The organism is Streptomyces sp. NPDC085944 (assembly GCF_040686295.1).
GTDB lineage: Bacteria > Actinomycetota > Actinomycetes > Streptomycetales > Streptomycetaceae > Streptomyces > Streptomyces salinarius.
In genome coordinates, this window is sequence record NZ_JBFBJX010000001.1 from 592,804 (window position 1) to 607,342 (window position 14,539).

General features: G+C 69.9%; 17 protein-coding genes. 15 read left to right on the forward strand and 2 right to left on the reverse strand.

Annotation, left to right across the window (positions count from 1 at the left end; all coding sequences use genetic code 11):
- Window positions 1-105: 105 nt before the first annotated feature.
- On the reverse strand, window positions 106-1,821 hold the full coding sequence (locus AB0P07_RS02910; RefSeq protein WP_365544531.1) for a glycoside hydrolase family 18 protein: 1,716 nt from the start codon (window positions 1,819-1,821) through the stop codon (window positions 106-108).
- A gap of 305 nt (window positions 1,822-2,126) precedes the next feature.
- On the opposite strand from AB0P07_RS02910, the gene AB0P07_RS02915 reads away from it, so the two are divergent.
- The 13 genes from AB0P07_RS02915 (at window position 2,127) to AB0P07_RS02975 (ending at window position 12,025) form a co-directional block, all read left to right on the forward strand.
- On the forward strand, window positions 2,127-3,074 hold the full coding sequence (locus AB0P07_RS02915) for a hypothetical protein (protein WP_365544150.1): 948 nt from the start codon (window positions 2,127-2,129) through the stop codon (window positions 3,072-3,074).
- A gap of 136 nt (window positions 3,075-3,210) precedes the next feature.
- Entirely contained in the window at window positions 3,211-3,918 is a 708-nt protein-coding gene (gene cpaB / locus AB0P07_RS02920; protein WP_365544153.1) for a Flp pilus assembly protein CpaB, read from the forward strand.
- Window positions 3,919-3,925: 7 nt separating this feature from the next.
- On the forward strand, window positions 3,926-5,182 hold the full coding sequence (locus tag AB0P07_RS02925; RefSeq protein WP_365544156.1) for an AAA family ATPase: 1,257 nt from the start codon (window positions 3,926-3,928) through the stop codon (window positions 5,180-5,182).
- Between the two features lie 68 nt (window positions 5,183-5,250).
- The gene (locus AB0P07_RS02930; RefSeq protein WP_365544534.1) at window positions 5,251-5,580 is read left to right on the forward strand and encodes a pilus assembly protein; all 330 of its coding nucleotides are present in this window, start codon (window positions 5,251-5,253) and stop codon (window positions 5,578-5,580) included.
- Window position 5,581: 1 nt separating this feature from the next.
- Entirely contained in the window at window positions 5,582-5,944 is a 363-nt protein-coding gene (locus AB0P07_RS02935; protein ID WP_365544159.1) for a TadE/TadG family type IV pilus assembly protein, read from the forward strand.
- An 18-nt stretch (window positions 5,945-5,962) separates the two neighbouring features.
- A complete protein-coding gene (locus tag AB0P07_RS02940; protein ID WP_365544162.1) occupies window positions 5,963-7,300 on the forward strand; it encodes a CpaF family protein in 1,338 nt (445 codons plus the stop codon).
- A 9-nt stretch (window positions 7,301-7,309) separates the two neighbouring features.
- Window positions 7,310-8,254 (forward strand): type II secretion system F family protein, encoded by a 945-nt coding sequence (locus tag AB0P07_RS02945; protein WP_365544165.1) that lies wholly within the window; start codon window positions 7,310-7,312, stop codon window positions 8,252-8,254.
- Between the two features lie 19 nt (window positions 8,255-8,273).
- Entirely contained in the window at window positions 8,274-9,176 is a 903-nt protein-coding gene (locus tag AB0P07_RS02950) for a DUF5936 domain-containing protein (RefSeq protein ID WP_365544168.1), read from the forward strand.
- Window positions 9,177-9,447: 271 nt separating this feature from the next.
- Window positions 9,448-9,648 (forward strand): hypothetical protein, encoded by a 201-nt coding sequence (locus AB0P07_RS02955; RefSeq protein ID WP_365544171.1) that lies wholly within the window; start codon window positions 9,448-9,450, stop codon window positions 9,646-9,648.
- Window positions 9,645-10,244: a pilus assembly protein TadG-related protein gene (locus AB0P07_RS02960; protein WP_365544537.1), complete on the forward strand. Its 600-nt coding sequence runs from the start codon at window positions 9,645-9,647 to the stop codon at window positions 10,242-10,244. The genes AB0P07_RS02955 and AB0P07_RS02960 overlap by 4 nt, the downstream gene beginning before the upstream one ends.
- A 33-nt stretch (window positions 10,245-10,277) precedes the next feature.
- Window positions 10,278-10,862: a hypothetical protein gene (locus AB0P07_RS02965; protein WP_365544173.1), complete on the forward strand. Its 585-nt coding sequence runs from the start codon at window positions 10,278-10,280 to the stop codon at window positions 10,860-10,862.
- Window positions 10,863-10,870: 8 nt separating this feature from the next.
- Window positions 10,871-11,491, forward strand: a complete 621-nt coding sequence (locus tag AB0P07_RS02970) for an OmpA family protein (protein ID WP_365544176.1) — start codon at window positions 10,871-10,873, stop codon at window positions 11,489-11,491.
- 6 nt (window positions 11,492-11,497) lie between these two features.
- Window positions 11,498-12,025, forward strand: coding sequence for a hypothetical protein (locus AB0P07_RS02975; protein WP_365544179.1), 528 nt, complete (start codon window positions 11,498-11,500; stop codon window positions 12,023-12,025).
- Between the two features lie 32 nt (window positions 12,026-12,057).
- Here the strand turns inward: AB0P07_RS02975 and AB0P07_RS02980 are convergent, their stop codons facing one another.
- Window positions 12,058-12,462, reverse strand: a complete 405-nt coding sequence (locus tag AB0P07_RS02980) for a DUF192 domain-containing protein (protein WP_365544182.1) — start codon at window positions 12,460-12,462, stop codon at window positions 12,058-12,060.
- Window positions 12,463-12,595: 133 nt separating this feature from the next.
- Here AB0P07_RS02980 and AB0P07_RS02985 point away from each other — a divergent pair, with 133 nt between their 5' ends.
- On the forward strand, window positions 12,596-13,720 hold the full coding sequence (locus AB0P07_RS02985; protein WP_365544185.1) for an SMI1/KNR4 family protein: 1,125 nt from the start codon (window positions 12,596-12,598) through the stop codon (window positions 13,718-13,720).
- A 139-nt stretch (window positions 13,721-13,859) separates the two neighbouring features.
- Window positions 13,860-14,522, forward strand: a complete 663-nt coding sequence (locus AB0P07_RS02990; protein WP_365544187.1) for a hypothetical protein — start codon at window positions 13,860-13,862, stop codon at window positions 14,520-14,522.
- Window positions 14,523-14,539 lie beyond the last annotated feature (17 nt).

The following is a 14,539-nucleotide window of genomic DNA, read 5'->3' on the forward strand; positions in this document are numbered from 1 at the left end:
GGGAAATGTTTCATACGAACTTCGGAGGAGGGGGGGCGGCCATCCAGCGAAAGGCCCCTGCCCGCGTCTCAGCGGGCAGGGGCCGGGGTGCCGGGTCGGTCGGAGCTACGGCATGGCGTCCACGTGCGCCCCCACCGAGCTCGACCACGCGTTGCCCGCAGCCGCGTCCCAGTTGGTGGACCAGGTCATCGCGCCCCGCAGGTCGGGGTAGGTCTTCGACGGCTTGAAGGAGCCGCAGTCGGTCGCCTTGGTGAGGCAGTCCAGGGCGGCGTTGACCACCGACGGGGAGACGTAGCCGCCGCCCGCCGCACGGGTGGAGGCCGGCAGGCCCAGGCCCACCTGGGACGGGGCGAGGCCGCCCTCCAGCTGGATGCAGGCCAGGGCGGTGAGGAAGTCGACCGTGCCCTGGGCGTACACCTTGCCGTCGCAGCCCAGCATCGTGCCGCTGTTGTAGTACTGCATGTTGACGACCGTGAGAATGTCCTTCACGTTCAGCGCGGTCTGGAAGTAGCCGCCCCGCGTCGACTGCATGTCGATCGTCTGCGGGGCCATCGTCAGGATCATGTCCGGGCCGGCCTTCGCCGACAGGGCGCGCAGGGCCTGGGTCATGTAGGTCGGGTTGAGACCGTTCTCCAGGTCGATGTCGACGCCGTCGAAGCCGTACTCCTGCATCACCGAGTACACGGAGTTCGCGAAGTTCGTCGCGGAGGCGGCGCTGTTCACCGAGACGGTGCCCTTCTCGCCGCCCACCGAGATGATGACCTTCTTGCCCGCGGCCTGCTTGGCCCGTACGTCCGCCTTGAACTGGTCGACCGAATAGCCGCCGAGCCCGGCCGAGTCGAGGTGGAAGTCGACGGCGCCCGGCGTCGTGGTCGCGTCCGCGAAGGCCACCGCGATGATGTCGTACGCCGACGGCACGTCGGAGATCTTCTGGACCGTCGCCCCGTTGTTGAAGTTCTGCCAGTAGCCGGTCACCGCGTGCTTGGGCAGGTCGCCGCCGTTGCCGCCGCCGTCGTCCGGCGCCGTGGTGCGGGCCGTGACCGCCGCCGACTTCGCCGACTCACCGGCCGCGTTCGTCGCCGTGACCTGGAAGGAGTACGAGGTGGAGGCCGCGAGACCGGTCACCGTCGCCGACGTGCCGGTCACCGCGGTGACCTTCGTGCCGTCGCGGTAGATGTTGTAGCCGGTGGCGCCCGAGACCGTGTTCCAGGTGAGGGAGGCCGAGTTCGGGGTCGTACCGGAGACGCTCAGGCCCGCCGGGGCCGACGGGACCGTGGGGTCGGGGTTCCCGTCGTCTCCGCCGCCTCCGTCCGGGCCGAAGACGGACAGGTCGTCGGCGTAGTACGCCGACTGCCCGTACCAGCCGTGCGTGTAGACCGTCACGGAGGTCGTCGAGGAGCCGGTGCTGAAGGTGGTCTTCAGCTGCTTCCAGGAGGCCGAGTCCGGCGTCCAGGTCGACACGTCCGTGGTGCCGGTGCCCGTCACGCCCAGGTAGGTGTAGCCGCCCTGCACCCACGCGCTCAGCGTGTACGTCGAGTTGGGCCGCACCGCGACGCTCTGCGAGCAGCGCGCGTTGTCCTGCCCGGCCGGGGTGGCCTTCAGCGCGGCGGAGCCCGAGTGCGCGGGGGACGAGACGGTGGCGCCGCTCCCCGCCGAGCACGTCCAGTTGCTCAGACCGGACTCGAAACCGGCGTTCTTGGCGTTGTTGACGTCGGCGGCCGACGCCGGGCCGACGGCCGTGAACGCGAGGGCCAGCGCGGCGGTGACGGCGCCCGTCAAGGAGCCGAGACGTCTTCCGCGCCGTCTGCGTACGGGGTCCACTGCTGCCTCCGGTGTGGGGTGGGGCGGGATGGGGACGGTGGCCACCGCTGAAGTACAAGGTGGTCCAGACCAATTGAGGGTGTCAAGAGGTAGGTACGGACCAAGTTCGCGGCCGCGCCGGGGGTGGTCGGCCCGGTCGCGCACATGCTCAACCTGTCCCGTTTTGGCGCACCTTGTGCCGCACAAGTTGTTCCACAGCTGCAGAAACGCTGTTCTCCGGTCACAGGCGCGTGGATACAGTGCTCAGGTAGTCACGCAGTGAAGTCATCCGGGTGTGCCGGAGTAACACCGGCGGACCGACGGGCATGGGAGACGGGGAGCCGCGCGTGCCAACTGCCATTGCCGTGACCAGTGCCGACCTGGCGCTGCCGCCGCAGGACGAACGGACGCTGCCCGCGGCCGTGCTCCAGGACGTCGACCGGCGTCCCCTGGAGCAGGTGCTGGCCGAGCTGCAGACGCTGGTCGACCAGTGCGGGCACGTGATCGTGGTGTGCTCCCAGGCCGCCCCGGCAGGCGTGGAACGACGGCTCCACACGGTCCGGGGCCTCCTGGAGACCGACCGCATCGCCCTGTTCCGGCCGTCCCTCCCACCGCTCGGCATCGCCGTACTGGCCCGCCAGTTGCGTCAGCTGGCCTCCTGCGACCTCGGTGCCGGCGTCCTCGCCTCCGCCGGCCGCCTGCTCACCCACTACATCCACGCCGGCGCCCTGCTCGGCTCCGTCGCCCGACTCGACCGCGTCCCGGTGGACCTCAAGGCGCACGCCAGGTCCTGGGTGCCCGGCAGCCGGTTCGGCGTCGTGGCCCACCCCGAGCCGCAGCTGGTGCGGATCGGCCCGGAAGCCGTCCTGTCCGGACCCGAGTTCGGCACCTCGCTACTGGTCGCCGAGGGACAGCTACCGTCCGACTGGGTCACGGGCACCCTCGCCCCCTCCTGGCGCGTACAGGGACTGCGCGAGACGGCGCTGCCCGTGGAGTCCGCCGACTGGTGGGGTACGGGGCGGCTGACCGAGTTCTGCGCCTACCTCCCCGACCTCTCGGTCCTCTACCAACTGGTCACGTCCGTACGGCAGAGCGCCTGCCACTGGTGCGGCATCGACGTCATCGGCGACCGTTGCGTGTTCTGCTCCGCGACACCACCGCTCTACGACGAGGGGGGCGGCGGCGCCACCGGCGGCGCACCCGAGCGTGCGCTGGGCCACCGCCGCGATCCCGCCCTCAGCCGCCGTCGTGAGAGACGTGCCCTGACTGGGTAGGTCGGTACCGCCCACCCGTCAGTCCCGACGACTCCGGAAAGCTCCCGTCGATCTCCGTCAGCCCCCGACAGCCGCCGTCCCGCCGTCCGTCCGCCCCGACCATCCGACCACCCCCCCAATGAGGTTGCACCGGCCCATGAACTCCCGTCAGCGCCGCGGCATCATCCTGCTGATCCTGTCGGTCCTGTGCGCCCTCGGCGCCTTCGCCGGCGTGCTGTCCGTCATCAACGACGTGAAGTCGAAGGTCGGCCCCGAGGTGGCCGCGTACCGGCTGAAGTCCGACATCGAGCCCTACACCGAGCTCGGCGCGGCGCAGTTCGAGAAGATCGAGATGCCCGAGCGCTGGCTGTCGGAGAACGCCGTGACCGACCTGTCCCAGGTCCGCGGAAAGATAGCCGTGACCAAGCTGAAGGCGGGCTCGCTGCTCCAGACCGACATGATCGTCGACACGCCAGCCCTGCGGCCGGGGCAGCAGGAGGTCGCCATCATGATCGACGCGGCGACCGGCGTCGCCGGCAAGATCACCCCGGGTGCCACGGTCAACGTCTACGCCACCTTCGAGGGACAGCGCGAGGGCGACCCCGACCAGTCCAAGATCATCGTGACCGACGCCGAGGTCATCGACGTCGGCGAACTCACCTCGCTGGAGCCCGACGAGGACAGCCACGACCGCGAACCCACCGACGCCGTCCCCATCACCTTCGCCCTGTCCACCATCGACGCCCAGCGCATCACCTACGCCGAGTCGTTCGCGCGGCGCGTCCGGCTCGCGCTGGTGGCCCCCGGCGGCGACACCACGGTCCCCGACAAGGACCGGACGTACGAACTCGCGAAGGACAAGTGAGAGCCGTATGGCCACGAGGATCCTCCCGGCAGTCGGCGACCCGGACGCCGTACGGTCCCTCACGTCGCTGCTCAGCCAGCTCCCGGACGCCGAACCGGTCGCCCCGGTCGCCGACTCCACCCAGCTCGTCGACACCCTCGCCCGGCTCGCCGCCGAGTCGGTGGACGACCTGCCCGAGGTCGTGATCGTCCACGAGCGCATCGGCCCGGTCCCGGCCCTGGAGCTGATCCGCGAGGTCGCCCTCCGCTTCCCGGCCGTCGGCGTCATCCTCGTCACCTCCGACCCCGGCCCCGGCCTCTTCCAGGCCGCCATGGACTACGGCGCCCGCGGCCTGGTCGCCCTCCCGCTCGGCTACGAGGAACTCGCCAGCCGCGTCCAGGCGGTGGCCCAGTGGTCGGTGGGCGTACGCCGGCACCTCGGCGGCGCCGTCGACGTGTTCACCGGAACCGGCGGCACCGTCGTCACCGTCAGCGGCGCCAAGGGCGGGGTGGGCACCACGCTCACCGCCATCCAGCTGGCCCTGGCCGCCCAGGCGTCGGGCCGCTCCACCGCCCTGCTCGACATGGATCTCCAGACCGGCGACGTCGCCTCCTACCTGGACGTGCAGTTCCGCCGCTCCGTGGCCGACCTGGCCGCCATCACCGACCTCTCGCCACGCGTCCTGGCCGACGCCGTCTTCCGCCACGACAGCGGGCTCGCCCTGCTGCTCGCCCCCGGCGACGGCGAACGCGGGGAGGAGGTCACCGACCGCGCCGCCCGCCAGATCGTCGGCGCCCTGCGCTCCCGCTACGAGGTCGTCGTCATCGACTGCGGCGCCCAGCTCGGCGGCGCCGGCGCGGCCGCCGTGGAGTCGGCCGACACCGCGCTGCTGGTCACCACCCCGGACGTGGTCGCCGTACGGGGCGCCAAGCGGGCGGTGCGGATGTGGGACCGGCTGCAGATCCGCAAGGCGGAGGAGACGACCGTGGTCGTCAACCGGCACACGCGGGGCACGGAGATCCAGCCCCCGCTGATCCGGCGGATCACCGGCACGGCCATCGCCGCCACCACCGTCCCGGCCAACTTCAAGGAACTCCAGGGCGCCGTGGACGCGGGCCGCGTCCACGAGTTGGACGCCAAGAGCACCGTGAAGCAGGCTCTGTGGGCGCTCGCGGGCGAACTCGGACTGGCCGGCGTGCCCGAGAGCGGCCGCAAGGGCCACGGGCGCCTGCGCGGCGACCGGGGCGCGACCGGCTTCCGGCGCCGGAAGGAGGGCGCGGGGTGAACGCGTTACGCGCCCGGAGACCGATCCCGGACGGGGACAGCGGCCAGGTCACCATCGAGTTCCTCGGCATGACCCCGGTGATCGTCGCGACGCTGGTGGTGCTCTGGCAGCTCGTGCTCGTGGGATACACGTACACGCTCGCGGGGAATGCTGCGGACGAGGCGGTACGGGCGGCGACGGCGGCCGAGCGCGGGGCACGGGACGGCGCGTGCCGGGAGGCGGGCCTGGACAAGCTGCCGGGCTCCTGGGAGGGAGGCGCCGAGGTGAGCTGCGGCACGGCGGGCGGTTACGTCACCGCCGACGTGCGCATCGAGGTCCCCCTCCTCTTCCCGGGCACCCTCAGCGTCCCGTTCACCGTGCACGGACACGCGGGGGCCGTGGAAGAGGAGGACGACTGAGATGCCGTACTCCCGCAGGGGACGGGCGAGGGACCGGGGCCAGGTGGCCATCGAGTACCTCGGCTTCCTGCCGATCCTGGTCCTCGTCGGGATGGCCGTCGTACAGCTCGGCCTGATCGCGTACACCGCCCAGCAGGCCGGTACGGCGGCCCGGGCGGGGGCGCGCAGCGCCTCGCTGGGGGAGAGCGCGGGCGCGGCGTGTGCGGCGGCCGTGAGCAGTTGGCTGGCTGACCGTACCGACTGCCCTTCGGCGGGGGGCGGGGACGCGGTGACGGTCACCGCCACCGTCCACATTCCCTCGATCGTCCCCGGTTGGGACTTCGGGGACGCCACCCGGACCGCCACCATGCCGCTGGACCACTGACCGAGGAGCCGAGGACGCATGAGCCTGCGCGCACGCATCCACTCCCCCGAGGAGCACGGCAGCCGGGGCGAGGACGGACACCTGGTCGCCTCCTACCGGGCCAAACTCCTGGAGGAGATCGACCTCGCCGAGATGGGCGCGCTCGCGACGGCCGAGCGCCGGGCCCGCCTGGAGCGGGTCCTCGGGCACATCATCAGCCGCGAGGGCCCGGTCCTGTCGACGGTCGAGCGCTCCCAGCTGATCCGCCGGGTCGTCGACGAGGCCCTGGGCCTCGGCATCCTGGAACCGCTCCTCGAAGACGCGTCGATCACGGAGATCATGGTCAACGGCCCCGACGCGATCTTCGTCGAACGCGCCGGCCGGGTCGAGCAACTGCCGCTCCGCTTCGCCTCCCACGACCAGCTGATGCAGACCATCGAGCGCATCGTCTCGACGGTCAACCGCCGCGTGGACGAGTCCAACCCGATGGTCGACGCCCGCCTGCCCTCCGGCGAGCGCGTGAACGTCATCATCCCCCCGCTCGCCCTCACCGGCGCGACCCTCACCATCCGCCGCTTCCCGCGCTCCTTCACCCTCCGGGAGCTGATCGGCCTCGGCTCGCTCGACGAGAACATGCTCTACCTGCTGGCGGGCCTGGTGCAGGCCCGCTTCAACATCATCGTCTCGGGCGCGACGGGCACCGGGAAGACCACCCTCCTCAACGCCCTCTCCGGCCTGATCCCCGAGTCCGACCGCATCATCACCATCGAGGACTCGGCCGAACTCCAGCTCCAGCAGGCGCACGTCATCCGCCTGGAGTCCCGCCCGCCCAACGTCGAGGGCCAGGGCCGGGTGACCATCCGCGACCTGGTCCGCAACTCGCTGCGCATGCGCCCCGACCGCATCGTCGTCGGCGAGGTGCGCGGCGGCGAGTCCCTGGACATGCTCCAGGCCATGTCCACCGGCCACGACGGCTCGCTGGCCACCGTCCACGCCAACAGCGCCGAGGACGCCCTGATGCGCCTGCAGACCCTGGCCTCGATGTCGGACGTGGAGATCCCCTTCGTGGCCCTGCACGACCAGATCAACAGCTCCGTCGACGTCATCATCCAGCTCACCCGCTTCGCCGACGGCGCCCGCCGCATCACCGAGATCGCCCTGCTGGCCAGCCACGGCGGGGAGCCGTACCGCTTGGCCACGGTCGCCCGCTTCAACGCCCGCCCGATGACCGCCGACGGCCGCGTCGTCGGCGCCTACGAGTACCACCCGCTCCCGCACCGCACCGCCGAGCGCCTCTACATGGCGGGCCAGCCCATCCCGCAGGCCTTCGGCGTGGCCCACACACCGGACCAGCTCACCACCCGAGAAGCCAGGTAGGACCGCCCGATGGAACTCGACACGCTCGTCACGCTCACCACCGGCATCACGCTGCTGACCTGCGTCCTGGCGGTCACGGGCCTGCACTCCTACGCCACCGGAAAGGCCCAGCGCGCGGCCCTGGTGGACCGCCTCACCGCGGCCGGCCGGACACCGGTGACGGGACGCCGGCGCCGCTTTCCGGGCCTGGACCGCCGCCTGCGCCGCACCAGGCTCGGCCACAACCTGGAACGCCGCCTGTCGGCGACCGGCCTGGACGTGACCCCCGGCGAGTTCTTCGCCTACATGCTGGCGACCGTCGCGGGCCTGTGGCTGATCGGCCAGGCGGCCCTGGCCCCGTTCTTCGGCCCCCTGGCGGGCCTGCTGGGCATCGGCGTGGCCGCCCAGTTCCTCACCTGGCAACGCCAGAAACGCATCGAGAAGTTCATCAACCAACTCCCCGAACTCGCCCGCATCCTCGCCAACGCCACCCAGGCCGGCCTCGCCCTGCGCACCGCCATCGGCATGGCGGCGGAGGAACTGGAGGCACCGGCCGGCGAGGAACTCGGCAAGGTCGCCGACCAACTCGCCATCGGCGCCTCCATGGACGACGCCCTCGGCGAACTCGCCGGCCGCCTGCCCTCCCGCGAACTGGTCGTCCTGGTCACCACCCTCGTCCTGTCCAACCGCGCGGGCGGCCAGGTCGTCAGCGCACTGCGCAACCTGACGGAGACCCTGGAGGAACGCAAGGAGACCCGGCGCGAGGTCCGCACCCAGCTCTCCCAGGTCACGATGACGTCGTACGCCGTCCCCGTCCTGGGCATCGGCTCGTTGCTCCTCATGAACGGGGTGAAGGACGGCGCCCTGGAGCGCATGACGGGCTCCCCGGCCGGCCAGGTCGCGGTGATCACCGCCTTCGCGCTGTACGCCGTCGGCTTCGTCCTCATCCGCCGCCTGTCCCGCATCGACGTCTGAGAGGAGGGAAGACAAGGACATGGGCCTCGCACTCCCCGGAATACTCCTCGCCCTCCTCATGGCCCTGGGCGTCTGGGGCGTCTTCGCCGGCCTCCGCATGTACCGGGCGGAGGCCAAGCTCCCCGACGACCTCGCCCTCGCCCTGGAGGTCGGCGCCACCCGCACCGGCGCGGCGCACTCCCTCATCGACCGCATGGGCATGCGGTACACCCCCGCCGTACTGCGGCTGATGGGCCCCGCCCTGGTCGCCCGGTACCGCCGCAGGATCGACCTGGCGGGCAACCCCGGCGGCCTCACCATCGACCGCTACGCCGCCCGCCGCGCGGTCTACGGCTTCCTGGGCGCCCTGGGCTGCCTGGTCTTCCTCCTCCGCGGCCAGTACCTGGTGGCCCTCCTCCTCCTGGCCTTCGGCGCGTTCTGGACGGAGGTGGGCATCTGGTCGGCGATCCGCATCCGCAGGGACGTCATCGAACGCACGCTCCCCGACTTCCTGGACGTCCTGGCGGTGGTGGTCAGCGCGGGCCTCGGTTTCCGCCAGGCCCTGGACCGGGTGTCGACGCGGTACGAGGGCCCCTGGGCCGACGAACTGCGCATCACACTGCGCCAGATGGACCTGGGCATGAGCCGCCGGGAGGCCTTCACGGAGCTGCGCCGGCGCAACGACTCGGAACAGGTGGCGATGTTCGTGACGGCACTCCAGCAGGGCGAGGAACTGGGCGCCCCCATCGTCGAGACCCTGGTCTCCCTGGCCAAGGACATGCGCCGCACCGACGCCCAGAACGCCCGCCGCAAGGCCGCCCGCGCGGTCCCCAAGGCCACGCTGATGATCACGACGTTCATGGTCCCGGCCACGATGATCCTCCTCGGCGCGGGCCTGATCCTGGGCTCGGGGACGGACTTCGGCACGATCACGGGCGAGTAGGGGAGTGCGATTGCACGTGACCGGAAAACATCAACTACTGAGTCCCAGAGACTCAGTCACCCCATTTCGCCACAACACCTTTCGCACTTGCAATCAGCTGTGGGACAGTCGTTGCCTGGTACTCCCGACAGGTCGAGGTCCCAACCGAGCGCAAGGGAGGTGGAGATCGTGGACGCCATGACGTCCGGCACGACCGGCCAGCCGATCACCGCCGCCCACCCACACGTTCCGCACGAGGAACGCGACTTCGCCCACCCTGGAGGGGAACACCATGACCAACTGGCTCCACACCGTCGCCGCATACCTGCACACCCACACCGCCGCCCGCAAGGACAAGGGCCAGACGGCGGTGGAGTACCTGGGAATCATCGCGGTGGTGGTGGCGATCGTGCTGGCCATCACGGGGACGGATATCGGGCAGACGATCTTCGATGCGATCACTTCGAAGATCGCCGAAGTCACCGGCGGCTGAGTCGATCCGGTCTGTGCGGAGACGCGGGGCAGGCCTTCCCTATCTACATCACGGTGGTAGGGGGCCTGCTGCTCCTGGCACTCGCGTACTTCGCGGTAGGTCAGGCCGCAGCGACTCGCAGCGAGGCGCAGACGGCAGCGGACGCCGCGGCGCTCGCGGCGGCTCTGGAGACCCGGGACCGTCTCGCGGACCAGTGGGTCGACAAGATTCTGGAACCGGAAACGTGGCAGGACATCTTCGAGGGGAAGGTGTTCGTCCCCGACGCGTGTTGGCGCGCCACCGAGTTGGCGGCGAAAAACGACGCGAGCGTGGAATGCGCACCGGACGGGCGTTTGGGCTACAGAGTCTCCGCCGAAACCAACGACACCGTCGGGGACACAATCGTGCCGGGCACGGAGGAACAGAAGGCCACGGAGAGCGCGACCGCAGTCATCGAAGCCCGCTGCTCGCCGCAGCCGCCGGCCGAGGGCGCGGAAGACGACGCACTGCCGAGCCTCACCTGCCAAGGCGGCGAGGACTGGGCCCTGAAGCCGGACGACCTCGCGAACCTGCCCAAGCCCGAGGACTTGTTCGACGTCCATCTGGCCGACAGCTGACAAGCGAACGATGAGGACGAAGGAAGCGGAGTCATGAGCATTCGGTTCACAACGAGGGCCCGCGGGAGACTGTCCGCATGGCCAGTTGCGATCGTGCTGGCCTTCGGCCTGGTGGCTTGCAGCGGTGGCGGCGGAAACGATGACGACAAGCCGGAGGCGTCGACGGCTGCTTCTAAGAGCAGCGAGTCCAGGCCGGACGCCCAGGAGGGTGACTCGGCGGAGACGCTGGCCGAGCTGAAAGGACCTAATGGCCTGCTTCTGCGAATCACTTCCGCAGAGCGTGATACCGGCGGTTTCGTGACTGTGAATGGTGAGCTGAAAAACGACGGTGACAAGAACGTGGCGATCCCGTCGGGGCTGAGTGGGAACGAAACAGAGATCATCAGAAACGGCAGGTCGCTCGGCGGAGCCACGTTGGTCGATTCCAAGAGCAAGAAGCGGTATTACGTTCTACGTGACACAGATGGCCGTCCGTTGACGACCACGGGCTTGTCGACGATCAAGCCTGGTGACCAACTAGCAGTCTTCATGCAGTTCCCAGCTCCCCCAGTGGCCACAACCGAAGTCACTTTCCAACTACCGACCTTCGCCAGCGCGACCATCTCAATCTCCGGATGAGGCCGGCCATGACCTCACCCCCCCGCCTGCTGGCCGCAGCCACCCTCCTGCTCGCCACCACCCTCTACGGCATCCCCACGGCCCACGCCGACGACGACCCCAACGACCCTCCTGGAACGGAACCCTCCGCCTCCGCCCCCGTAGAGGTCGACCCCAACGACCCCGACCTGAAACTCCCGGACGGCGCCACGCTCGCGCAGGCGAAGGTGCTGGACATCAAGTCGGTGGTCGAGGAACAGAGCGGCGACGAGCGCCGGGAGGACACCAACACGAGCGTGACTCTCGCGCTCCAGGCCGAGGTGCTGTTCGGCAAGGACAGCTCGAAACTCGGCGCCGAGGCGAAGGCCCGCATCAGGGGCATCGCCGACGAGATCAGGACCCAGAACGCCACGAGAGTCCGCGTCTTCGGCTTCACCGACAACCTCGGCTCCTCCGCCCACGGCGACGTCCTCTCCAAGCGCCGCGCCAACGCCGTGCACGACGTCCTGTCCCAGTCCCTCAACGACGCCAACATCACCTACGAGGTCCGCGGCTACGGCGAGCAGTACCCCATCGCGGACAACGCGACGGAAGCCGGCCGCAAGAAGAACCGCAGGGTCGAGGTCTCCTTCCCCCGCACGGGGCCCTGACCGCCCATGAGCAAGCGCACGCGAGCCCGCGCCGTACTGACGACCCTCACGGCACTGACGACGCTCACCACGGCCGCCTGCAGCAGCAACAACACACACGAAACCGACGAGGCGCCTCCCGCACCCCGGACCAGGCCCACGACCTCCCACCACCCCACACCCGAGCCGGCCCAACCGCCCGCAGCCGACGGCACCGACGCCAACGCCTGCACCGACGGCGACTGCGAGATCACGGTGACCAAGCCCGTGACCCTCCACTTCCCGGGACCGGGCGGCAGCGGCCGGGCAACGTTGTCGATGACCGAGATCGGCCCGAACAAGATCGAGTACGAGGTGAGGTCGGGCGACAACCGCTCCCGGGGCGCCGCGACCGGCCGGGGCCAGGGCTGTCTGACGTACCTCCGCGAACACGGCAGCGGCAACTCCTGCGGCACCCTGGACAACATCCGCCCGAGCCCGCGGCCCCACACCGTGGTGATCCAGGCGACGACGAGCACGGACGGCACGACGCTCCTGCACATCGTCTCGCCCTGAGGGACGAACCACTGGCGACGACGCCGTGGACGTCACGGGCCGATGACACCGCCGGTCGCCTCTGCCGGGCCCTCCACGATCTCCACCCGCGTCCCCACCCGCACCTTCCACTCACCCATCGCCCCGGCCTCCGCCTCCAGTACGTGCCGCGCCCGCAGTCTGGGCAGTCCCAGCCTCCCCGGGCGCATGGTGCGCACGGCGACGACGGTGAGCCGCCGGTCGAGGTAGGCCACGTCGATGGCCATCCGCATCCGGAAGGTGTGCACGCTGTTGGCGGGGCTCAGCAGCATCGCCCCCTCGACCGAACTGCGCCCCAACAGCCCTCGGGTACGGGCGCGGTAGGAGCCGGCGATCTCCAGCGGAACGCGGACCCGGCCACCCTCCTGCCCCACCACGGTCAAAACCCCCGCCCCGTCCCGCCAACGCCGCCGCCTCACACGATCCCCCCACCTCAGCCCGTCGGCCCCCGCCTTGCTGCCTTCCCGCCGAAGGTATCCGACACGGACCCGGGGAACCTGGCGTTGGCGCGACCGCTGCGCCGTTCCTCCGCACCGGTAAGGTCTACGGCTCGTGACTGCTTCCGACTCCCACGTCAACGCCTTCGCCGAGATCTTCGGCGACCCGCCGGCCGACTACGCCGTACCCGTCGACTGGCCGGCAGTCGAGTCCTGGCTGGGGACGAGCCTACCCACCGACTACAAGGCCATCGCCGCCGCGTACGGCCCACTCGACATCGGTGCCTGGCTCTGGCTCCACATGCCCTGCGTGAACCGCGGCTGGTTCGACTACGGGACCTGGATCCAGCAGACGCGGCGTGACGCTCCCGGTGTCCTCCCCTTCGGCGCCACCCGCACCGCCGACACCCTCTACTGGGACACCACGGCATCCGACGACCCCGATCAGTGGCCGGTCATCATGCACTGTCAGGACGACGAAAACGCGGGCCGCGACCCCTGGCGGCGCTTCGCGACCCCGCTCGTGCCGACGCTGGCCCGGCTCGTGGCCGACGGCATGCGCCCCGTGGCCGTCCGAAGCCGGACGCATACCGACCTGGAGCGCGTGCCCTGGACACCGCCACCTCGCCGACCGGAACCAACCGCACAGCAGCGGGCGGCGCTCACCGCAGGCAGCGGACTGAAGACTCTGACCACGCTCGTCCCTCCGCCGGAGACACCCGCGCTCGGTAAGCACGACTGGGACTGGCTGTACGAACGGCTGGGCACACGTCTGCCCGGCGAGTACGTACGACTGATGGAGCGGTACGGCGCAGGCTCCTGGTGCGGCTGGCTGCGCTTCAACACACCCTTGGACGACGACCAGTACGCGCTCGCACCGTGGGCAGAGTGGTACGCGGACACCTACCAGGAGCAGCGAGCCGAGTTCCCCGAGTTCCATCCACTGGCCGTCTATCCGGAGCCCGGGGGCTTCCTGCCCTTCGCGGACTCCATCGACGGCGACCAACTGTGCTGGCTGACCGAGGGAGCCACGCCGGACGACTGGCCGCTGATCGTCGTACCGCGCCATGCCGACCAGGGCCCACCGCTCGACACCGACCTCACCAAGTCCCTGCTGGAGTGGCTGCGCGGCCGGTTCGCGACCGAGGGCCTGCCCCCGCTCGGACGCCGCGACGAGGACCCCCTCGACTACATAGATTTCGAGCCCTACGACGCGGAACCAGCCACTGACGACGAATGACCCGTCAACAACGGCCCTGCACACACGTGGATGTATGGGCTGAGGGCGGCGGGGAGGCACGTTTCACTCTGGTGTCGTTCGGCCCCGGTGGATAGCGTTGCTTCGCTGAAGAAAGCCTCGTCCCACACTGGAGCTGACCGTGAATCGCCGCCGCCCCACCCTCATCGCAGCGCTCACGCTGACCGCCACAGCGGCCTTGACGCTGTCCGCGTGCGGAAGCGACGACAGTTCCGACAAGGGGGAGGACAAGATCGCGGGGGCGGACACGGGCAGTTCCACCCCGTCGGCGTCACCGACCGCTGCCGAGTCGTCGGAGCCGGACCGCCCCAAGATCGAACTGCCCGCCGACCTCTCCTACACCTTCGACTGGCCCAAGACGGGTGACAAGGACAAGGACGCGGTCCTTGCCGACAGTGAGCAGTCCATCAAGGCCGTAGACCTGGCGATCGTCAATCAGGACCCGCTCGACAAGGCGTACCTCTACTACTACGAGGGCGAGGCCGCGGCCGGTACGCAGAAGTTCATTCAGAACTACGTGGATCAAGAGGCGGCCATCACGGGCAGGTATCGCTTCTACGCACCTGAAGTGGCAGTGGACGAAGACGGCACCGCTTCCTTCACATACTGCGAAGACCAGGGCAAGGCTTACGTAAAGTACCTCAAGACCAACAAGGTCAGGAAGACCGAGGTAACCGCCAAGAGCTACGTCATTTACCACACGTCGCTGAAGAAGAACGGCGACGGCGTCTGGGAGATCCAGAACATTGACTCACAGAGTGGGAGCGCCAAGTGCCAGCCCTGACACATGGGTTCAAGAGG